The 20425-nt window shown below is 71.3% G+C and carries 16 protein-coding genes and 1 tRNA gene; 11 read left to right on the plus strand and 6 right to left on the minus strand.

Features of this window, described 5'->3' with window-relative positions; all coding sequences use genetic code 11:
- Window positions 1–75: 75 nt before the first annotated feature.
- Window positions 76–735 carry a hypothetical protein gene (locus tag HGK34_RS00675; RefSeq protein WP_201844637.1) on the minus strand — a complete coding sequence of 220 codons (660 nt, stop codon included), beginning with the start codon at window positions 733–735 and terminating at the stop codon, window positions 76–78.
- Window positions 736–805: 70 nt separating this feature from the next.
- The gene (locus HGK34_RS00680; RefSeq protein ID WP_201844638.1) at window positions 806–1723 is read right to left on the minus strand and encodes a phosphotransferase; all 918 of its coding nucleotides are present in this window, start codon (window positions 1721–1723) and stop codon (window positions 806–808) included.
- A gap of 199 nt (window positions 1724–1922) precedes the next feature.
- Between HGK34_RS00680 and nudC the strand changes: the two genes are divergently transcribed.
- A complete protein-coding gene (gene nudC / locus HGK34_RS00685) occupies window positions 1923–2849 on the plus strand; it encodes an NAD(+) diphosphatase (RefSeq protein ID WP_201844639.1) in 927 nt (308 codons plus the stop codon).
- Between the two features lie 219 nt (window positions 2850–3068).
- On the opposite strand, the gene HGK34_RS00690 is transcribed toward nudC, so the two are convergent.
- Window positions 3069–3338, minus strand: a complete 270-nt coding sequence (locus tag HGK34_RS00690; RefSeq protein WP_201844640.1) for a mycoredoxin — start codon at window positions 3336–3338, stop codon at window positions 3069–3071.
- Window positions 3339–3436: 98 nt separating this feature from the next.
- Between HGK34_RS00690 and HGK34_RS00695 the strand changes: the two genes are divergently transcribed.
- Together HGK34_RS00695 and HGK34_RS00700 are read left to right on the plus strand one after the other, a co-directional pair.
- Complete coding sequence (locus HGK34_RS00695) at window positions 3437–5497, plus strand: ATP-dependent DNA helicase UvrD2 (protein ID WP_201844641.1); 2061 nt, start codon at window positions 3437–3439, stop codon at window positions 5495–5497.
- 551 nt (window positions 5498–6048) lie between these two features.
- Complete coding sequence (locus HGK34_RS00700; RefSeq protein ID WP_307815606.1) at window positions 6049–6438, plus strand: WhiB family transcriptional regulator; 390 nt, start codon at window positions 6049–6051, stop codon at window positions 6436–6438.
- Window positions 6439–6446: 8 nt separating this feature from the next.
- Here HGK34_RS00700 and HGK34_RS00705 read toward each other — a convergent pair whose 3' ends face one another.
- Window positions 6447–7517 (minus strand): ThiF family adenylyltransferase, encoded by a 1071-nt coding sequence (locus HGK34_RS00705; RefSeq protein ID WP_201844642.1) that lies wholly within the window; start codon window positions 7515–7517, stop codon window positions 6447–6449.
- Window positions 7518–7674: 157 nt separating this feature from the next.
- Between HGK34_RS00705 and HGK34_RS00710 the strand changes: the two genes are divergently transcribed.
- On the plus strand, window positions 7675–8214 hold the full coding sequence (locus HGK34_RS00710) for a YgjP-like metallopeptidase domain-containing protein (RefSeq protein ID WP_201844643.1): 540 nt from the start codon (window positions 7675–7677) through the stop codon (window positions 8212–8214).
- A gap of 101 nt (window positions 8215–8315) precedes the next feature.
- Complete coding sequence (locus HGK34_RS00715; protein ID WP_244666252.1) at window positions 8316–8798, plus strand: pyridoxamine 5'-phosphate oxidase family protein; 483 nt, start codon at window positions 8316–8318, stop codon at window positions 8796–8798.
- 60 nt (window positions 8799–8858) lie between these two features.
- Here the strand turns inward: HGK34_RS00715 and HGK34_RS00720 are convergent, their stop codons facing one another.
- The gene (locus HGK34_RS00720; RefSeq protein ID WP_201844644.1) at window positions 8859–10247 is read right to left on the minus strand and encodes a zinc-dependent metalloprotease; all 1389 of its coding nucleotides are present in this window, start codon (window positions 10245–10247) and stop codon (window positions 8859–8861) included.
- 177 nt (window positions 10248–10424) lie between these two features.
- Here HGK34_RS00720 and HGK34_RS00725 point away from each other — a divergent pair, with 177 nt between their 5' ends.
- Both HGK34_RS00725 and HGK34_RS00730 read left to right on the plus strand, forming a co-directional pair.
- Window positions 10425–11639, plus strand: coding sequence for a YlbL family protein (locus tag HGK34_RS00725; RefSeq protein WP_244666253.1), 1215 nt, complete (start codon window positions 10425–10427; stop codon window positions 11637–11639).
- Window positions 11640–11721: 82 nt separating this feature from the next.
- Window positions 11722–14727: a UPF0182 family membrane protein gene (locus tag HGK34_RS00730; RefSeq protein ID WP_201844645.1), complete on the plus strand. Its 3006-nt coding sequence runs from the start codon at window positions 11722–11724 to the stop codon at window positions 14725–14727.
- A 70-nt stretch (window positions 14728–14797) separates the two neighbouring features.
- On the opposite strand, the gene HGK34_RS00735 is transcribed toward HGK34_RS00730, so the two are convergent.
- The gene (locus HGK34_RS00735) at window positions 14798–15844 is read right to left on the minus strand and encodes a nicotianamine synthase family protein (RefSeq protein ID WP_201844646.1); all 1047 of its coding nucleotides are present in this window, start codon (window positions 15842–15844) and stop codon (window positions 14798–14800) included.
- A gap of 109 nt (window positions 15845–15953) precedes the next feature.
- On the opposite strand from HGK34_RS00735, the gene HGK34_RS00740 reads away from it, so the two are divergent.
- The 4 genes from HGK34_RS00740 to HGK34_RS00755 all read left to right on the plus strand — a co-directional run bounded on the left by HGK34_RS00740 (window position 15954) and on the right by HGK34_RS00755 (window position 20396).
- Window positions 15954–16030, plus strand: a tRNA-Met gene (locus HGK34_RS00740).
- Between the two features lie 399 nt (window positions 16031–16429).
- On the plus strand, window positions 16430–17008 hold the full coding sequence (locus HGK34_RS00745; RefSeq protein ID WP_201844647.1) for a SigE family RNA polymerase sigma factor: 579 nt from the start codon (window positions 16430–16432) through the stop codon (window positions 17006–17008).
- A gap of 15 nt (window positions 17009–17023) precedes the next feature.
- Complete coding sequence (locus HGK34_RS00750; protein ID WP_201844648.1) at window positions 17024–17767, plus strand: hypothetical protein; 744 nt, start codon at window positions 17024–17026, stop codon at window positions 17765–17767.
- Window positions 17768–17924: 157 nt separating this feature from the next.
- The gene (locus HGK34_RS00755) at window positions 17925–20396 is read left to right on the plus strand and encodes a hypothetical protein (RefSeq protein ID WP_307815609.1); all 2472 of its coding nucleotides are present in this window, start codon (window positions 17925–17927) and stop codon (window positions 20394–20396) included.
- Window positions 20397–20425: the final 29 nt, after the last annotated feature.

Genomic DNA, 20425 nt, shown 5'->3' on the forward strand with positions numbered 1-20425 from the left:
CCCGGCCGTCGTGCTCCGCCTGGTGGCACGTGCCGGGCCGCGCGGCCTGCGCGGGGCAGGCCCGTCAGGAACGGGTCAGGGCTGGATCGTCGGGACGAAGTTGTCCAGGAGGAACTGCCCCTCCGCGCCACCCGGGAGCTCACCCATGAAGCGGGTGACGACGCCGGTGCTCCCGGACTGGACGTAGACCTCGAAGTCGATGGCCTCGACCGACGAATCGGCCCAGTGCCCGCCCTGCGAGGCGACGAGCACCGCCTCCGAGGCGCCCTCGACCTCGATGTACGAGGCGTGGAAGCCGATGTCGTTCAGCTCGTCCGGGACCGGCATCACCTGGGACACGAAGGGCGACTGGACGAGGATCCGCCAGTGCAGGTCGCCGAACTCGTCGGACACCGCGATGTCGGGGGACTCCCACTCGTGCCCGCTGCCTCCGTCGCCCTCGATGGCGTGTCCGGTCCAGTCGGCCGGGACCGCGTAACCGACGCCGTTGGTCTCGGTGGTCTGCCAGTCGTCGGTGGCCCCCGGCGTGGGCTCGCCGAGGTCGATCGGATCGGTGGTGGGCTCGCAGGTGGGCGGGCCACCGTACGCCTGGCTCGGCACGGTCACGGTGCTCGTGGCGGCACAGGCGGGCGCCGCCGGCCGGGCGGCGGCGGACGCCGCGACCCCCACGGTCAGACCGGCCGCGAGGCCGGCGGTCAGGATGACGGACGGAAACTTCCTCGGTGTGTGTCTCATACCGTCTTGGACGCTGCACGAGGCCGTCCCGTTGCCCCCGGATTCCAAGTTCGTGCAGGTCAGATGCCTGCTACCCCTCTTCGCGGGTTGCTTCGTCGAGGTCGCGGAGCATGGTGGTGGCGTCCTCGACCACCTCGGGGAGCCGGTGCCGGACGCCGTGCAGCAGCCAGCGCGCCAGTGCCAGCTCGCCCACCAGCAGCGCCCGGTCCTGCAGCCGTGGATCGCTGAGTTCCGTGCGGCGCAGCTGGTAGGCCTCCATGATGGAGTCCGCGGCCTCGACGGGTGCGGCCACGAGCAGCCAGGCGAGATCGTCGGCAGGGTCGGCGACCTTGGCCTCGGACCAGCCGGAGATCGCCACGACGCGCCCCCGGTCCACCAGCATCTGGTCGGCGGCCAGGTCGCCGTGCACCACCACGGGCTGGAACTTCCACAGCGACACGTCCTCGAGCGCGGCCTCCCAGCGCTGCAGCAGGTTCGGGGGGATGAACCCGGTCTTCGCCGCCTCGTCCACCTCCGACATGCGGCGGTCGCGGTACTCGGCAGCGGCGTAGCTCGGCAGCCCGCAGCCCTCCACCACGGACGCGGGCAGCTCGTGGATCGCGCCGATCGCCCGGCCCAGGTCCGCGGCGAGCCCGGGGCCCGGGGCGAGGGTCTCGACGTCGAGCCACTCGCCGACGATCCGCCGGTGCACCACCGCGCGCCCGCCCTCGGGCAGCAGCGCGTACCCGGCGATCTGCGGTACGACGAACGGCAGCACACCCGTGTCGACGTACAGCTTCAGCGACTCGAGCAGCTCCATCTCCGCCTCGAGCGCGGCGCCCGCGACGATGCTCCGGGGAGCACGGACCACCCACTCCTGGTTGTCCTGGCTGGTCACGATGGCGGAGTCGTAGTCGCCGGGCATGGTGTCGGTCCGGACCGACGCGGCCTCCAGACCGGGTACGGCCGCCGTGGACAGGGCGGCGAGCGCGAGGGGAGTACGTGGCACGCCCCTACGGTATTGCGCCGGGGCGCCGCCGTGTGCGATCCGCGCCGTGCGGCGTCCGAGGTCGGGGAGCAGCCTGCGGTCGAGACGGACCCGGCCGGAGGCCGTCGCGCCGTCCGGGGCCGCCGGCCGCAGGAGATCGGCGTGCCCGTCAGGGACCTGTCGACCGTGTGAGCCGGCCGCCGCCGGATACGGTCGGTCCATGTTGGAACTCCCGTTCGCGCACGCCGCGCACGACCGTGCCGCTCATCGGCGCACCAAGCCAGGCCTCCTCGACGAGCTGCTCGCCCGCCCCGCGACCCGGGTGCTCCTGGTGAACGCCGGACGGGTGGCCGCGACCGGGCGCACCCCGGCGCTGCTCTCCGCCCAGGAGGCCGCCGTCGTCGTCGGAGGGCCGGAAGGGGGCAGGGCGGCGGACGGCGCGGGCGGCACCGAGCACTACTTCCTCGGCGAGGCCGGCGACGTCTCGTACCTCGCGCGTGCCGTGCCACCCGACGAGGCCGAGCTGCCCGGTGATCTCGCCTGGATCACCCCGCGCGATCTCGCCGACTCCGGCGACGTCCTGACCACCGGCCTGGCCGTGGAAGCCGTCGCACTCGCGAACTGGCACGACCGTGCCGCCCACTGCCCGCGCTGCGGAAAGCCGACCGAGCCTGCGGAGGCCGGCTGGATCCGCCGGTGCGTCCAGGAGAACCTGGACCACTACCCCCGGACGGACCCGGCGGTGATCATGTCCATCGTCGACGACGACGACCGGCTGCTCCTCGGCCGCGGTACGGCCTGGCCGCCCGGCCGCATGTCGGTCCTGGCCGGGTTCGTGGAGCCCGGCGAGAGCGCCGAGCAGGCGGTGGCGAGAGAGGCGATGGAGGAGGCCGGGGTGGTCGTCGGCGAGGTCGAGTACCGGGCGAGCCAGCCGTGGCCGATGCCCGCCTCCCTGATGCTCGGGTTCCACGCCCGTGCCCGGACCACCGAGCTGCGGCCCGACGGCGACGAGGTGAGTGAGCTGCGCTGGTTCACCCGTGCCGAGCTGTCGGCGGCCCGTGCGGACGGCACCCTCCACCTGTCCGGGCGCGTCTCGATCGCCCGCTCCCTCATCGAGGACTGGTACGGCGGCCGGATCGAGGACTGAGCCGCTCCCGCGCCGGCCGCTCCTGGGCCTGCCGCCTCTGTGCCTGCCGCTCCTCTGCCTGCCGCTCCTGTGCCGGGTCGATCCTGCGAACGACCGGCTCCGGGGCCGGGCCCGTTCCAGGACGGGGCGGGCCCCCGGAGCAGCCCGGAGAACCATCGGGAACGACGACGGCCGGGTGGCCGGGTCCGTTCGTATCCCGGCCACCCGGCCGCCGTGCCGTCAGTTGGCGAGTGCCAGCTTGACGTCCGCCAGCGACGGGTTCGTTGCCGCCGCGCCGTTCGGGTAGACCACCGTCGGCACGGTGCGGTTTCCGCCGTTGACCTGCTCGACGAACGACGCGGTCTCGGGACGCTCCTCGATGTCGATCACCTCGTAGCCGATGCCCTCCGAGTCGAGCTGCGTTCGCAGCCGCCGGCAGTACCCGCACCACGTGGTCGAGTACATGAGGACGGTCCCTTCGGCGGGAACCGGCGTGGTGGTCTCGGTCATCTTTTCGTCTCCTTCATGGTGTACGACGACGGGAGCGTCGGTGCTGTCACCGATGTCGGTGCTGTCGCTGTCAGGGTCTCCTGACAGAATCTCGTGTCATGGTGACGCACGCGCCTACTCTCTCCAACTCCCCGAACGGCCCGATTCATCCGGACTCGATCCTCGACGCGCTCGACCCCGAGCAGCGCGAGGTGGCTCTCGCGCTGCGCGGGCCGGTGTGCGTGCTCGCCGGAGCGGGCACGGGCAAGACGCGTGCCATCACACACCGCATCGCCTATGGCGTGGCCACCGGTGCGTACCGGCCGAACGGCGTGCTGGCCGTCACCTTCACCGCGCGGGCGGCGGGGGAGATGCGTACCCGTCTGCGCGGCCTCGGGGTGCAGGGCGTGCAGGCGCGTACCTTTCACGCCGCCGCTCTGCGCCAGCTGGCGTACTTCTGGCCGCGGGTCGTCGGGGGAGCGCCACCCCGTCTGGTCGAGCACAAGGCGCAGTTCGTCGCGGAGTCCGCACGGCGGCTCGGGCTGTCGGTCGACCGGGTCGCCGTGCGCGATCTCTCCTCGGAGGTCGAGTGGGCCAAGGTGAGTCTCATCACCGCCGAGGACTACGAGCGGGTCGCCGCCGCCCGTGGTCGTGACGCGCCCGCGGGCTACGACCGCCAGACGATCGCGCGCCTGGTCACCATGTACGAAGAGGTGAAGACCGAGCGGGACGCCATCGACTTCGAGGACGTCCTGCTCATGCTCGCCGACATGCTGAACAGCCACAAGGCGGTCGCCGACGAGGTCCGTGGCCAGTACCGCCACTTCGTCGTCGACGAGTACCAGGACGTCTCACCCCTGCAGCAGTTCCTGCTGGACCAGTGGCTCGGCGGGCGCGAGGAGCTGTGCGTCGTCGGTGACCCCTCGCAGACGATCTACTCCTTCACCGGTGCCACTCCGCGCTTCCTGCTGGACTTCCGGCGGCGCTTCCGGGACGCCGCCGAGATCCGCCTCGTCCGTGACTACCGCTCGACCCCGCAGGTCGTGGGGCTTGCCAACGAGCTCCTGCGCCGGGCCGGCCGGGGCGCCGCGCAGGCGCTGGAGCTGGTCGCCCAGCGCGAGCCCGGCCCGCCCGTCACGTTCAGCACCCATGACGACGACGAGGCCGAGGCGGCCGCGGTCGCGGCCCGTGCCGCCCAGCTCATCGAGTCCGGCGTTCCGGCCAGCGAGATCGCCGTCCTGTACCGCACGAACGCACAGTCGGAGGCGTTCGAGGCCGCCTTCGCCGAAGCGGGGGTCGGCTATCTGGTCCGCGGCGGGGAACGCTTCTTCCAGCGCAAGGAGGTCCGTGACGCCATCGTCCTGCTGCGTGGAGCGGCCCGTTCCGCCGATCCGGACCTGACCATGCCCGAACAGGTCCGGGACGTTCTCGCCGCAGCCGGCTGGGCCGCCGAGCCGCCTTCGGCCCGCGGTGCGGCACGGGAGCGCTGGGACTCGATGCAGGCTCTCGTGGCGCTCGCCGACGAGCTGGCCGCGGCCCGGGGCGGGGACGATGCACCCGCGACGATCGCGACACTCGTGGACGAGCTGTCGGAGCGGGCCAAGGCGCAGCACGCGCCCACCGTCGAGGGTGTGACGCTGGCGTCGCTGCACGCGGCCAAGGGGCTGGAGTGGGATGCGGTGTTCCTCGCCGGGATGAGCGAAGGGCTGATGCCGATCTCGCTGGCGGAGACGGACGAGGCCGTCCACGAGGAGCGGCGCCTGCTGTACGTGGGGATCACGCGGGCACGGGAACGGCTGGACGTCTCGTTCGCGCGCAGCCGTAACCCTGGCGGACGGGCCACCCGGAAGCGCACCCGCTTCCTCGACGGCATCTGGCCGGACGGCGAGCCGCGCGGTTCGCGCCGGGCGCGCGGCGGCCGGAGCAGGGCGCGTGCCCTGCTGACGGCGGAGGGAGACGTCGCCCTCTTCGAGGCGCTGCGCGAATGGCGCCTGGAGGTGGCGCAGGACGCGGACAAGCCCGCCTACACGATCCTCACCGACGCGAGCCTCGCCGAGATCGCCGAGGCGCGCCCCGGGTCGGTGGCCGAGCTGGCGCGGATCAACGGAGTCGGTCCAGGGAAGATCGACCGCTACGGGCCGACGATCCTGTCGATCGTGAGCAGTGCGCCCAGGGCCTGATAACGCTGGAAAGACGGGCTGGACAGCGTTTTCATCAGGCATTGACGGATCTCCAAAAACTGTCAGCAAAAAAAGTTGGAAAAAAAGTTGGAGTCCGTGCGGCGCGCGGCATAGTGTGCACGTGTCCTTGAAAGAGAGCGGGCGGAGCCGAGAGGCCGAGCCCCGAGTGCGCGAGGAGGTGGGAAAAGTCTGATGGAGATCATGAAGCAGATCCAGGTGTGGACGGAGTCGCTGTGTGGCACAGGTGTGCCTGCATACGCGAACCGGCCCATCTCTGCGCGCGCGGATATCTCTGTCCACACGCCGCGTCTCCGCGGCGAAGGCGGAAGCTTCCCGAACGCCACCCTCGCCCCCGACTCCGTTCCAGGAGTGCATCCGGTCTAGACAGACCGGCGCATCCAGGCCGCGGAGTCCACACGGGACCCGCGGCCTGAGGCTTTTCCAGGCAGATTCCGGCCTTACCAGGCCGGCTGGAGAGCCACCAGACCTGGGTCCTGCATCACCCGACGTTCACCGACGACGTTCACGTAACAGGATCTCAGGAGACAACCGTGCGCCTCACTGCGCTCCTCGACACCCTCCCCCAGGGCGGATCCGGCCCCTGGAACCCTTCGACCGGCGATTCCGTCACCGCTGCCACGAGCAGCGTTGACTCCCGCGAGTTCAACCGGATCATGGACTCGCTCCTGCCGTGCCGCACCAACGACCCCGAGCTCTGGTTCGCCGAGCACTCCACCGAGGTGGAGCGAGCCAAGACGCTGTGCCACGAGTGCCCGCTGCGTGACGGCTGCCTCGCCGGCGCCCTCGAGCGGCGTGAGCCGTGGGGCGTCTGGGGCGGCGAAGTCTTCGTCGACGGCGCCGTCGTCGCGCGCAAGCGTGGCCGTGGCCGGCCCCGGAAGTCGGAGACCGCCGCCGGCGCGGGGGCTCCGGCGGCCGCGTGACCGCGGCGTCAGGGGGCGAGGGCGACACACCCGCACCGCGGGTGCGGATCGACCTTCCGGACGCGGGGCATGCAGTCCGGGAGCGCGATCTCCACGCAGGTACCGACGGCCGTCGGCCGGTGCCCGTCCAGCTGGGCGAGCACCTGGCCGGCGGCCGTCGCCGCTGCCTGGGCCGTGAGCAGGGATTCATGCAGCTGCTCCGGCCCCTGCCGTAGCTGCGCCGCGATCAGGTGCCAGTCCCGGTCCTGATCGGCACGCTCCGCGTCCAGGCAGGCGACGCAGGCGCTGCGCCCGGGCAGCACCAGGGGCCCCACCGCGACATCGGCCTCACGTGCCACCACCGACAGGTGCGGGACGGCTTCGTTCATCAGCCGGGCGAAGCGGGCGGGCAGGGCCGCGCGGGACTCGACGACCACCGCGACATCGGGTGCGGCGTCACCGTTCACCTGTACCCCGACCGCTGCCGGTGAGGCGGTCAGCACGGCCGCGAGGGCCACGTCCCGGGGCGTGCCCACGTCGCTCTCGGTGTGTGCGCACGACCCGATGTCGGTGGTCTGCACCGGCCGAGGGTCGTGCAGGACGAGACGGCCTACTCCCGCCGAGGCCAGCAGCAGCGCGATCGCGGCGCCGATGCGCCCGAGCCCGGCCAGCGCCACCGTCGCGGACGCCCGGGCGGCGAGGGTCGACAGCCCCGCGCCGTCGGCCCGCAGGGTGCCGAGGGTCCGGGCGTCGGCCGTGCCGTCCCCAGGGGCGGTCACGCCCCGGACCGCGGGCGGCGGTGGCAGGAGCATCCCGGCCCTGGCCAGGACCGTCAGGATGAGCGTCCGGCGGTGGGGCCGCACGCCCCGGCACGCCGCGGACTGCTCGGGCGTCACGTGGCGGCGATCGGCGAGGTCCCGCAGCCACGACGCCTCGGCCTCGGTGAGCCCGTCGAGCACGAGCGCCCAGCGCGGGTCGGTGCCGCACTGCACGGAACCTCCCGAACGCATCAGCACCGGTGTCCCGGGGCGAAGGCGGAGCGTGCCGCCCGGCGTCGCGGCCCGCGTCTGTGGCGGGTGGCCCGTCCTGGGGCTGTCCATGGCTTTCTCCGGGGTGGTGCGGAAGGCGGTGGGCTCCACCGTGCCAGGGGGCGTGCACAGGCGCCGTCTGTCCACAGGGGCGCGACACGCCGTAGAACTTTTCCGTCGCAGGGCGTGTTCTTGACCTCTTGGCGCCGATAACCGCTACCGTCTTGGTGTGGCCCACGACGATCCGACGTCCGTGGAGGTGCGCCGGAGCCGACGTCGTACCGCCACGGTGAGCGCGTATCGCGACGGTGAACGAACCATCGTCGCTATTCCGGCGCGCTTCTCGCGGGCGCAGGAGCGGGAATGGGTGGCCAAGATGCTCGCCCGGCTCGAGGACAAGGAACGCCGTCGCAAGCCGTCCGACGTCGAGCTGTTCGCCCGGGCCGAGTCCCTGTCCCTGAAGTACCTCGGGGGGCGGGCCAAGCCGTCGAGCGTGCGGTGGGCGTCGAACCAGGGGCGGCGCTGGGGTTCGTGCACGCTTCTGGACGGCTCCATCCGGATCTCCACGCGCGTGCAGGGCATGCCGGGCTGGGTGCTCGACTACGTGCTGCTCCACGAGCTCGCCCATCTGCTGCACGCGGGTCACGGCCCGACGTTCTGGAAGATCCTCGAGGCGTACCCCAGGACGGAGCGCGCCCGCGGGTTCCTGGAGGGCGCGTCGTTCGTCCAGGACGACGCCGGGTCCCCCACCTCGGACGAGGAGGACTGAACGGCGACGGCGGAGGGGATGCCGCGCGGCACGTGGCCGCCCGGAGAGCGGTGGCATGAATCTGCTCACACTTGCTGCATCTCGCGTGGCGGAGGGCCACGATGAGAACAGGAGGCCGTCACACCCAGGTCGGCGGGCCGCACCGGATCATGGAGGATCTCATGTCGCAATGGACGTCATCGGACCCGATCACGACGCTCGGGGACGAGGAGAGCTGGGACCTGCTGTCGATGATCCCGATCGGCCGCCTGGCCACGGCGGTCGCCGGGGAGGCCGACATCTTCCCGGTCAACTTCGCGGTGGCCGATCGTGAGATCTACATCAACACCACGCCGGGCAGCAAGCTCGTGGAAGCCGTGGTCAATCCGAAGGTGGCCTTCGAGGTCGACCAGTGGGGTCCGGACTTCGCCTACTCCGTGGTGGTCAAGGGCACGGTGAAGATCCTGGAGACGGAGGCGGAACTGACCGTCGCCGAGGGGACCGGACTCGTGACCTACACCGCGACGGACAAGACGGAGTGGCTCCGGCTCACCCCGACCAGTGTCTCGGGCCGCCGGTTCACCCGCGCCGAGCGCGACGACTGAGCCGAGCGCGACCACTGAGCCGAGCGCGACCGGGCCGCGCCGGCCCGGCACGCCCCGGCGTCAGCTCTCGTCGGTCTGGTCGCCGAGGATCTCCCGCAGGGCGGCGTCGACGTCGGCGTGCTCCTCGGCCGCGGAGGCGCGGCGGGCCGGGTAGCCGGCCGGGTCGTCCAGGTCGCTCGTGACGGGCAGCAGGTCGGGGTGGTCCCAGACGCTGTCCCGGGCGGCCTGGCCGCCGTCGTCGGCGAGGACCGTGAAGAGCCTGGCCGCGTCGCGGGAGCGGCGGGGCCGGAGCTCCAGCCCGACGAGCGTGGCGAACGTGTGCTCGGCGGGGCCGCCCGCGGCACGGCGGCGTCGGATCATCTCGCGCAGCGCGATCGAGTGCGGCAGGTGGGGAAGCGCGGCCGCGGCCGCCACCTCGTCGACCCAGCCCTCCACGAGGGCGAGCGTGGTCTCCAGCCGGAGCAGCACGGCCTTCTGCTCGTCCGTGTTCTGCAGCCCGAACACGCCACCGGAGAGCGCGCCGCGCAGGGCGTCCGGGTTGGACATGTCGATGTCGCGGACCTGGGACTCGAGCACGTCGAGGTCGATGGTGATGCCGCGCGCGTACTGCTCCACGATCCCCAGCAGATGCCCGCGCAGCCAGGTGACGTGCGTGAACAGGCGGGTGTGGGCGGCCTCGCGGAGCGCGAGGAAGAGCCGGACCTCGTCCAGCGGGGCGTCGAGGCCCTCGGCGAACTCGTCGACGTTGGTCGGCAGCAGCACGGTGTGCGCGTCGTCGAGCAGGGGAAGACCGATGTCGGTGGCGCCGAAGACCTCCCGGGAGAGCGTCCCGGCGGCCTGCCCCACCTGCATGCCGAAGACGGCGGAGCCGAGCCGGCGCATCATCTGCGCGGGGTCCATGCCGAGTCCGGCCAGCGCGCCCGTGGGCATGCCGGGCATGGCGACGCCGTCGTCGACGCCCTCCGGGAGCTGGTCCGCGAGCACGGTGGCGAGAGCCTCCGCGACCGACGCCGCGACAGGGGCCGCCAGCCGGTTCCAGGCCGGCAACGTCGCCTCGACCCATTCGGAGCGGGACCACGCGCGAGGCGTCCCGAGGGACGGCGGGAGGTCGGTGACAGCGTCGAGCCAGAGCTCGGCGACGGACAGCGCGTCGGTGGCGGCCTTGGCCTGGCCGCCGGTGAGGGACGGGTCGCCGCCGGCGACGGCGACCTGACGGGCGACGTCGTGCGCGACGTCGGAGTTGACCGGCCCGCTGCCGGGCTCCGCCAGCATCCGCTGCACCTGGGACAGGGCGAACTGCATCACGGCGGGGTCCTGGGCACCGGACATGGTCGACGGGTCGAAACCGCGCGCACGCATCTCGGCGAGCACCTCGTCGGCACCGTCACCGAGCATGGAACGGAGCATCTCCTCCCACGGCTGGTCGCCGTGGCTGGGGTTCTCGGTCATGTCGCTCCTCGTTCGTTCGGCGGGATGCCCACAGGCCTCCCTGGGGCCGCTGGGGACAGCCTCCTGGCCACCGTATCCACGTGTGAGGAACTCCGGGGACCACAGCGCGGGTTCCCGACTTCGCTCTGGGCGCACAAGCGCGCACACGAGGCGGGCTCGCAGGGATCCTCCAGCCACATGAGGGATGATGAGGCGGTGACGTCGAGCCATCTCGAGAACCCCATGCCGTCAGGCCGGGCCTTCGCGTCCGGTGCCGGACCGACCGCTTCCCCCGATGGTGGTGCCGCGGGCGAGGAGAGCGACCAGCTCCCCGCAGAACGGCTGGACGCGCCACCGGTCACGCGCCGGACGGTCACGCTGGGCATCACCCTGTTGCTCACCGCGGTGCTGGCGGCCGTTGCCCTGGTGCTGCCCGCGCCCTACGCGGTACGTGCCCCCGGCCCCACCGAGAACACGCTGGGGGAGCAGGGCGACACGCCGCTCATCGAGATCGCCGGCGCGAAGACGTACGAGTCGACGGGGGAGCTGCGGCTCACCACGGTCTCGGTCGCGGGCGGGCCGGGATATCCCGTGACCGCCGGGCAGGTCGTGGAGGCCTGGCTGGACCCCACCCGTTCGGTGGTGCCGGTCGAGTCGGTCTTTCCCGAGGCGACCAGTGCCGAGGAGCAGCAGCAGGCGAGCCAGGCGGAGATGGTCAGCTCGCAGGAGTCGGCCACCGCCGCCGCGCTCACCGAGCTCGGCATGGACGTGCCGGCCACGCTCACCGTCGCGGGAGCCGAGTCCGGGACGGGCGCGGACGGCGTCGTGCAGGAGGGCGACGTCGTCGTGTCCTTCCAGGGGCAGCCGGTGACGACGTACGCCCAGCTCATCGACGGCCTGGCGGAGACAGAGCCGGGGTCCGACGTCGTTCTCGGCGTCCGGCGTGACGGCGCCACGCGGGACCTGACGATCACCACGGGCGGCGTCGAGGGCGCCGACCGCGCCGTGATGGGGGTGTACATCGACCCCGAGTACGACTTCCCGGTCGACGTCTCGATCCAGATCGAGGACATCGGCGGTCCCAGTGCGGGGACGATGTTCGCGCTCGGCATCATCGACAAGCTCACCCCCGAGGACGAGGCGAACGGAAAGGTCATCGCGGGTACGGGGACGATGAGCCCGGAGGGTCTCGTCGGCCCGATCGGCGGCATCGAGCAGAAGCTGTACGGGGCGCGGCGCGACGGCGCCACCTGGTTCCTCGCGCCCGCCGCGAACTGCCCCGAGGTGGTGGGCAACGTGCCCGACGGCCTCCACGTGGTCCGCATCGGCACGCTGGCCGACGCCCGCCAGGCGGTGGAGGCGATCGGGTCCGGTGAGGGAGCGAGCCTCGATACCTGCTCGGCGTCGTCCTAGATGTGGGAACCTTGTGATCGTCCCGCCCGTTGCCCCTGGGTAGGTAATGACAGTCCGACGAGAGCAGTGAGGTAACAACGCCGTGTCCTTCGCCGTACCGCGTCCCCGGCAGGGTGGCGCTCCCCCTGCTCGCCGACGGAGTCCGCTCGGGGTGGCGATCGTCGCGGTCGCCGTCGTGGTGGTCGCGCTCCTGCTGCTCGCCCAGTTCTGGACCGAGATCCTGTGGTTCCGTCAGATCGGCTTCTCCCAGGTGATCTGGACCGAGTGGATCACCCGCGGCCTGCTCTTCGTCGTGGGCTTCCTGGTCATGGGCGGCGCCGTCTTCGCGTCGTTCGCCGTCGCCTACCGGTCGCGCCCCATGTATGTGCCCAGCGCCGAGCAGGCCACGCTGGAGCAGTACCGTGAGGCGATCGAGCCGCTGCGCAAGGTCGTGACGTACGCCGCCCCCGTGCTGGTCGGGTTCTTCGCCGGGATCGCCGCGTCGGCCCAGTGGCAGACGGTGCTGCTGGCCATGAACTCCCAGACCTTCGGCGAGACCGACCCGCAGTTCGGGCTGGACCTGTCCTTCTACGTGTTCCTGCTCCCGGCGCTGCGCAGCATCATCGGCTTCCTCATGGCCGTGGTGATCATCTCCGGTATCGCCGGCGTGGTGACGCACTACCTGTACGGCGGCCTGCGGATCGGGCCGGCGCAGGGAAACCTCCCGCGCACCACGAACGCCGCGCGGGTCCACCTCGCCGTCATCGGCACCGCGCTCATGCTGCTCTTCGCGGCGAACTACTGGCTGGACCGCTACTCGATCCTGAGCAGTGCCGGGGACCGCTTCGACGGCGCGTCCTACGCCGACGTGCACGCCGTGATCCCCGCCAAGGGGATCCTCGCGGTGGTGGCCCTGCTCGTCGCCGTGCTGTTCCTGGTCGCCGCGTTCCGCGGCAACTGGCAGCTCCCGGTGATCGGGGTGGGGCTCATGGTCGTGTCCGCGATCGTGATCGGCGGGATCTACCCGGCCATCGTGCAGCGCTTCCAGGTCACTCCGAACGCGCAGGAACTGGAGCAGCCGTACATCCAGCGCAACATCGACGCCACGCTCAGCGCGTTCGACATCGAGGACGTCGAGACGCAGTCGTACAACGCGACGACCCAGGCCGAGGCCGGCGCCCTGCGCTCCGACGCCGACACCACGGCGTCGATCCGGCTGCTCGACCCGGAGATCGTGTCGCCGTCGTTCCGGCAGCTGCAGCAGAACAAGCAGTACTACAACTTCAACGACTCGCTCTCCGTGGACCGGTACGAGATCGACGGCGAGAGCCGCGACACCGTCATCGCGGTGCGGGAGCTCAACCAGGACGGCCTGGGCAGCGACCAGCGCAACTGGGTGAACGACCACACCGTGTACACGCACGGCTACGGCGTGGTGGCCGCCTACGGCAACCAGCTAGGCCCGGGTGGCCAGCCGGCCTTCTTCGAGGGCGGCATCCCGTCGGAGGGTGCCATCACCGATCTCGAGGGCGAGTACGAGCCGCGCATCTACTTCTCGCCGTCGACCGAGACCTACTCCGTGGTGGGCAAGCCGTCGGGCGACGACCGCGAGTCGTGGGAGCTCGACTACCCGGCCGACGACGCCGACGGCGGCGACCAGGTCAAGACGACGTTCGACGGCGACGGCGGGCCGAGCGTCGGCACGTTCGGCAACAAGCTGCTCTACGCGCTGAAGTTCGGCGAGGAGCAGCTGCTCCTCTCGGACCGCGTCACCGAGGGCTCGCAGATCCTGTACGACCGGGACCCGCAGCAGCGCGTGGCCAAGGTCGCGCCGTGGCTCACCCTCGACAACCGCGTGTACCCCGCGGTCATCGACGGGCACGTGAAGTGGGTGGTGGACGCCTACACGACGACCAACCAGTACCCGTACTCGGCCTTCACCCAGATGCAGGAGGCCACCACGGACACGCTCACCCTGCAGCAGGACGGCACTCCCGTGAACCTGCCGGCCGAGGTGAACTACATCCGCAACTCCGTCAAGGCCACGGTCGACGCCTATGACGGCTCGGTGGACCTGTACGCCTGGGAGCCGAACGACCCGGTGCTCAAGACGTGGGAGAACGTGTTCCCCGGTTCGGTGCGGCCGCTGGACGAGATCTCCGGTGAGCTGATGAGCCACGTGCGCTACCCGGAGGACCTGTTCAAGGTGCAGCGCAAGCTGCTCACCGAGTACCACGTCACCGACGCGAGCGACTTCTTCTCGGGGAACGACTTCTGGAACAACCCTCAGGACCCCACGTCGGACGCGACGGTCGCCCCGCTGCAGCCGCCGTACTACCTCACGCTGCAGATGCCCGAGCAGTCCGAGCCGGCGTTCTCCCTGACGTCGACGTTCATCCCGGGTGGTAACACGCCCCGCCAGGTGCTGACCGGCTTCCTGGCCGCGGACGCCGACGCCGGGTCGACCACGGGCGAGAAGGCCGACGGGTACGGCACGTTGCGGCTGCTCGAGCTGCCACGCGACACCACGGTGCCCGGGCCCGGTCAGGTGCAGAACATCTTCAACTCGGACCCGGTGGCGGGCGAGCAGCTGCGCATCCTGGAGCAGGGGCGTTCGACGGTTCTGCTCGGCAACCAGCTCACACTGCCCGTCGGCGGTGGTCTCGTGTACGTGCAGCCCGTCTACATCCAGTCGGCCGAGGGCACGAGCATCCCGCTGCTGCACAAGGTGATGGTGGCGTTCGGTGACGAGGTCGGTTACGCCGACACGCTGACCGAGGCGCTCGACCAGGTGTTCGGGGGCGACTCCGGGGCCGTGGCGGGCGACGCCGGCGGGTCCACCGAGGGTGAGGCACCGGACGCTCCGGTCGACGGCGAGACGCCGGCCGATCAGCCCACGGACGAGCCCACCACGCAGGAACCCTCCACGGAGCAGCCTGCGGAGCCGGGCAGCGACCTCGACGAGGCGCTGCAGCGTGCGTCCGACGCCATGCAGGCAGCTCGGCAGGCGCAGCAGGACGGCGACTGGGCCGCGTACGGCGAGGCCCAGGACGAGCTCCAGCAGGCCATCGAGGACGCGATCGCGGCCGAGGCCGCGGCAGGACAGTAGGAGGCGTGAACGGTCGGTGATCCGGCGCGCGGGTGGTGTACCCGCACCGGATCACCGGCGGGGCCGACCCTCACACCCGGCGGGCGACGATCATCGAGTTGATGACGTCGCCCGCCGGGTGTTTCACGTCCAGGACCTCGAACCCGCTCATCGTGCTCGGGTCGATCTCCGGGTAGAGCAGCGCGCGCAGCCCGTGGGCGCTGCGGGCGAGCAGGAGCGTTTCCGGCCTCATGCGGGCCGCGAGGGAGCGCAGCACCGCCGTCTTGGCCGTCGCGGTCGTACCGACGAGCGCGGCCAGGACGACGACGTCGTGCTCCCGCAGGGGGACCCGGTGGGCGTCGTCGTGCACGACGACCGTGCCCGCCTCGCGCGTGCTGCCGGCCGCCTCGCGCGTGGCGTCGAGGAACCGGCGAGCGGCCGCGACGGCGGCCGGATCGTGGTCGACGGCGACCGACCGCGTGCCGAGACCGCGGGCGTACCCGGTCGCGGTGAGCGGGAGCGGGCCGCAGCCGAGCACGACGACGGAGCGGGGAACCTGAGGTCCCAGGTGGCGGCGCAGCAGGCGCAGCTCCATGGCGACGAGGTCCCGGTAGTTGTCGCCGTACGGGAACCGCCTCAGCTCGGCGCCCGGATCGGAGGCGGTCGCGATGCGCCGCGACCAGTGTGCCTCGAGCGCGGACTCGCCCCGCGCGCTCAGCTCGCGGAGCCGTCCGGTGCGTGCGGAGACGCCCGGGTGGGTCCGCACCACCCGGGCGACCGGTGGCGGTGTGGTGGTGACGGTCCTGACGACGGCGGAGAACAGGCGGTTCACGTCGGGCCCGGGGGCGAGGGACTCCAGGGCGGAGAGCTGGTCGGTGAGGCCGACCAGCTCGTCGGCGACGGCCGCGGCTGAGCGGGCGGCTGAGTGGGCGGCCGAGTGGGCGGCCGAGTGGGCGGCTGAGCCGGCGCCCGGGCCTGTGCCTGGGGCTGCGCCCGGGCCTTCGCCCGGACCTGAGGCCGGGTAGGGATCCGGGCCGGCAGGGCCGGCGGTGACCTGTCCGGCCGCCTCGTCGGCCTGGATCTCGGTGTCGGTGGAGGCGAGGTGCATCGTGTCGCGAGTGTCGTCCCAGGAGGGCATGGGCAGGAGCCTGGCACGTCGGAACGGTTCGAACACGTGTGACCTGCGTCTCGACCGGCCGATCGGGTTTGCGCTCGCCGCTGCCGTCGCGTAGTGTTCACATCACCGACGCGGGGTGGAGCAGTTCGGTAGCTCGCTGGGCTCATAACCCAGAGGTCGGAGGTTCAAATCCTCCCCCCGCTACCAAAGGAAGGGCCTGGCTAGCAGAAATGCTGGTCAGGCCCTTCGTCATGAGCGCAGCTTCTCGGTGCAGGGGCGGGCGGCTGTCGCACGACCATCACGGTCACGGCGAGTGAGCTGACGCTCGCCGCCGTCGGCACTGACGAGGCCGGAGGCGTAGCGCTCGGGGTTCCGGCGCGGACCTGCGTCGCCGTCAGGACCGTTGCACCCGCTGAGGGCCGCGCCGTTTCTGCCGGCGAAGGCTGCCGCCTGAGGCGGTCTGCGGATCTCGACGACTACTCGTGCCCATGAGCCCGCAGAACGCCGTCCGATGTGCCGGAATGTGACCGCCTCGCGGCAGCGTCATGCCGATACCTCCTGCAAGGTCCGTGCAACCCTCCGGACCGTCGGCTGCGTCCAGTGGGTATGACGACGATCGAGGACATCGAGCCGCCCCGGCAGGCCGATCACGTGCCTCCGGACTTCACGGTGGTCCGCACCGGGGTGACGGCCGTCGAACAGTTCCGGCTGTTCGCCGTCGAACACACCGCCACCCTGCACCGGATCGCATATCTGATGTGCGGCGACGACCATCGCGCGCACGACCTGACGCAGATCGCGCTCGAACGGACCTTTCGGCACTGGTCGCGCGTCAAGGACGGGAATCCCTTCGGCTACGCCCGGCGTGTGCTGTTCACGGCGCGCGTCGACGGTTGGCGCCGTACGCGGCGTGAGGTGCTGCGCTCCCCGGACAGTGTCCTGGAGATCCAGGACATGGCGGGCGGCAGCACGAGCCCGTCCGACGTGGACGTCGTCGAGCGGGAGCGGCTGGTCCACGCGCTGCGCCGGCTGGGGAGCGGTCAGCGTCGGGTGGTGGTGCTGCGCTACCTGCTCGACCTGTCCGAGACCGAGACCGCTGCCGAGCTGGGGATCAGCGTCGGCACCGTGAAGTCTCAGGGCGCACGAGGTCTCGCGCGCCTCCGGGAACACCTCGAGAAGGATTGAGAAGGAGACGGAAGCATGACCGAGAACCACAACACCTGGGCTACCCACCTCCGGCGCGTGGGTGCGGGCGTGGTCCCGCCCACGCCGGCCGACCCGCACGTGATGGCCGCCGTGGCGGTCCGGAGGACGCGGGTCCGTCGGGCCGTCGTCGCGGGCGTTTCGGTGACGGGCGCCGTCGCCGCGATCGCGGGGACGGCCTTCGCGCTCGGCGGGTCCGCGCAGCCACCCGAGGCGCTCCCCGGCGCTGCCATGGTGTCCGCCACCGAGGCCGCCGCCGTCGGCACCGTGCCGGAGGGCTGGCACGTCGAGCACCTGCGTGACCTGTCGTTCGCACTGCCGCCGGAGTTCGAGGGGGACGGTCCGAACCCGCCCGAGCCAGGCGAGGAGTCCTGGACCTGGAGCGACGACCGCGATCCCGACGTGCACCGGTCGGTTCACGTCGAGGTCGTCACTCCGGAGTACGCGTACTACGACGCCACCGCGGGCGGCACGAGGTCGACACCGGGGGACGGCGCCGAGGAGTTCGAGGTCGCGGGCGCCGGCGTCGCGACCGTCGAGGACATGACCGAGGAGCTGAAGGCGGCTGCGGGGACCGCCGACGGGCGCGACGCCGGCACGCCCGGCCCGGACAGCCCTCGGGTCGCGCGGATCATCGTCCACCCGGCCGGCAGCGATGCGCGCTACGTGATCCACGTCAACGTGCCGGCGGACAGCGACGACCTGCTCGACGGTCTGCGGGAATCGCTCCGCGTCGGGTAGCGGACATCGCCGGCCGGGGCATCACCGGAGCCCGCCGGCAGGCCCGTGGGCCTACCGGAACCCCCGGGGTCCGGTGGGTCCCGGGGCCCGGGACCTCGGGCTGGATTTGAGCCGCTGGGCCGTCGTGACCTGGGCGAACGGACTCTAGGTTGAGCGGGTGACGAATCCGGACACCGCCTTGCGCCGTCGCCCGGCCCTCGGGCGCCGGCACCTGCGTGGCAACCTCCACGACGACGCCGGCCAGGCGCTGCCCGAGTACGTGGGCGTGATCGGGCTGATCCTGCTGATCGTCGCGATCGTGCTCGCCGCGGCCACGCCGGTCGGGGCCGACGTCGGTGAGCAGCTGATCTGCGCGGTGTCACCGATCCTCAAGGAGGAGGGCGTCGAGTACTGCGCCGGCGGCACGGACGGGCAGCCGGGAGGACCCGGTGGTGAGGACGGCCCCGGCGACGGGTACTCCCCGCCGACGGGTGACTGCGAGGAGGACGTCACCTTCGATCAGGTCGCGGTCAACGACGAGTGGACGTCGTCCGTGGTGCAGATCGGCTGCGAGTGGCAGCCGGTGCCCTTCACCTGCCTGTTCCTGAACCTGCCCGGCGGATGGCTGGACCGCGACGCGGACGACCGGGTGTACCGGGCCGACGAGATCCAGGACTTCGTCGACTGCGTCACCGACGGTCGCGGCGGCCCCAGCGACGACCCGAACGACGAGAACTGCGCCAACGCCGTGCCCACCAGCGGCGAGATCGACCCGGACGCGCCGCCCGTGGTGCAGGTGGGCTGTAGGGAGCTGCCCGTGCCCAAGGGGTGCGAGGAGCAGTGGGACAAGTACAAGAACGCTCCGACCGAGAAGGACCGCGCCGGGGCGTCGGGCTGGCTGGCCAACTGCGTCGAGGACACGTACGACTCGATCACGATTCCCTGCGTGGTGGAGGCCACGGGGCATGTGGACGAGACCAAGATCTCGTTCCTCTTCTTCCGTTGGGGCGGCAGCAACGGGACGCTGATCGAGAGGCTGGGCGACGGCCGGATCCGCATCCACGTCCTGCGGGGCGTGGAGTTCGGCGCGGGTGTCAGCGGCGACGGCGTCGGCGGCTCGCCGGTCAGCTTCGACATCGCCGGGATCACGGGCTACTCGAAGGACAAGACCTACGAGTTCACGGACATGGGCAAGGCCCAGGAGTGGATCGACTGGTACAAGAAGTACAACAGCGTGAACGGCAACCAGCCCTACTGCTGGACGTCCGGCACCATCCCGGCCATCCACTGCGACCACAGCGACCAGCAGCGCGCCGACGAGCTGGCCAAGGAGGAGCCGGAGCACCACGAGCTCGCCGAGGCCGACAGCGACACCAGGAAGGTCACGTTCACGGGCGGCCTCAGCATGAAGGGCAGCGCCGGACCGGCCGAGCTGACCGGCAGCATCGAGGGCGGGTACCAGGGCGAGGTCCAGATCGAGGAGAGGCTGTGGTCCGACGGCAGCCAGACGGCCACCTACACCTCCTCCGACATCGGCGGGTTCCTCATCGGCGCCAGCCTCGGCGGCAAGGCGCCGTTCACCAAGGACAAGTCCGGCAAGCCCACCAGCAGTGGTGGGGCCTCGGGATCCGACAAGGTCGGCGTCGAGTGGAAGGGCACCACGAGCACCACGGTGGCCTGGGACAAGGACGGCGAGCTGTCGAAGCTGATCATCACCATGGACGACCAGGTGATGAAGACCCTGTACAGCGCGGGCGTCAACGTCGACGTGGCGCTGCCCTACGGGTTCACCGTGGGCGGCAGCTACAGCACCTCGGGCGAGGAGGGGACGGTCTCGAGCCGGCAGCTCATCATCGACTTCAACCAGTACCCGGAGCTGCGTGAGCAGCTCGGCCCGACGATCGACGAGGTCTTCCCCCGTGACGACGAGGGCAGGCTGATCAAGGACGACGTCGAGATCGACGGCAACGACTCCGAGGGCGGTGAGCTCTACGAGGCCGCCGAGGGACACGCCAACGTCCGGGAGCTCACCTACGACGCCAGCAAGACCACCGAGGGAGGAGGCTTCGGCCTGGGCTGGGAGGGACTGAACCTGTTCAAGGTGGAGTGGACCTCGGTGGACGAGGAGAAGACGCTCAAGGAGTCCTCGTTCGAGGTGACCGACGTCGAGGGCAACAAGCAGACCATGTCCCCGGCGCCGCAGTGCAAGGCCAAGGACTTCGAGCAGCCCGAGGGCTACTACTCGGACGACTTCTCGGACCCGCCCACGGCCAACGCGGACTCCGACCATGACCTCGGCGCGGAGTACTACGACAACGAGACGCCGAAGTACACCGAGGGCACCTACCCGGGCACCGACTACGACGGGGACGTCCCGGGCGACCGGGCCGAGCGGGTGCACTCGCTGCTGGACGAGTACTCGAAGGCGTTCCCGGACAAGAACATCCTCGTGGTCAAGGACTTCGGGAACTTCTCGTTCCGCGCCGCCACAGGCTGGGAGCACCTGGCGACCGTGGACGGCATGGACGTCATCGCACTCGACGAGGGGACGGTGAAGAACAAGGGCGACGGCGGGTGGATCAACTGGGGCTTCACCGGGAACTACGACTACGACCCGGACAAGAAGATCGTGAAGTTCAAGCGGCGGTAGACGGTCCGCGCGTTCCGGGGCCCCGTCGG

The organism is Myceligenerans indicum, from assembly GCF_016742955.1.
Classification (GTDB): Bacteria; Actinomycetota; Actinomycetes; order Actinomycetales; family Cellulomonadaceae; genus Myceligenerans; species Myceligenerans indicum.

Coding starts and splice junctions, on each gene's coding strand:
- HGK34_RS00745 (WP_201844647.1), top strand. CDS start 16,430: ATGACGACGATCGAGGACATCGAGCCGCCCCGGCAGGCCGATCACGTG.
- HGK34_RS00695 (WP_201844641.1), top strand. CDS start 3,437: ATGGTGACGCACGCGCCTACTCTCTCCAACTCCCCGAACGGCCCGATT.
- HGK34_RS00735 (WP_201844646.1), bottom strand. CDS start 15,844: ATGCCCTCCTGGGACGACACTCGCGACACGATGCACCTCGCCTCCACC.
- HGK34_RS00675 (WP_201844637.1), bottom strand. CDS start 735: ATGAGACACACACCGAGGAAGTTTCCGTCCGTCATCCTGACCGCCGGC.
- HGK34_RS00720 (WP_201844644.1), bottom strand. CDS start 10,247: ATGACCGAGAACCCCAGCCACGGCGACCAGCCGTGGGAGGAGATGCTC.
- nudC (WP_201844639.1), top strand. CDS start 1,923: ATGTTGGAACTCCCGTTCGCGCACGCCGCGCACGACCGTGCCGCTCAT.
- HGK34_RS00705 (WP_201844642.1), bottom strand. CDS start 7,517: ATGGACAGCCCCAGGACGGGCCACCCGCCACAGACGCGGGCCGCGACG.
- HGK34_RS00715 (WP_244666252.1), top strand. CDS start 8,316: ATGAGAACAGGAGGCCGTCACACCCAGGTCGGCGGGCCGCACCGGATC.
- HGK34_RS00725 (WP_244666253.1), top strand. CDS start 10,425: ATGAGGGATGATGAGGCGGTGACGTCGAGCCATCTCGAGAACCCCATG.
- HGK34_RS00690 (WP_201844640.1), bottom strand. CDS start 3,338: ATGACCGAGACCACCACGCCGGTTCCCGCCGAAGGGACCGTCCTCATG.
- HGK34_RS00750 (WP_201844648.1), top strand. CDS start 17,024: ATGACCGAGAACCACAACACCTGGGCTACCCACCTCCGGCGCGTGGGT.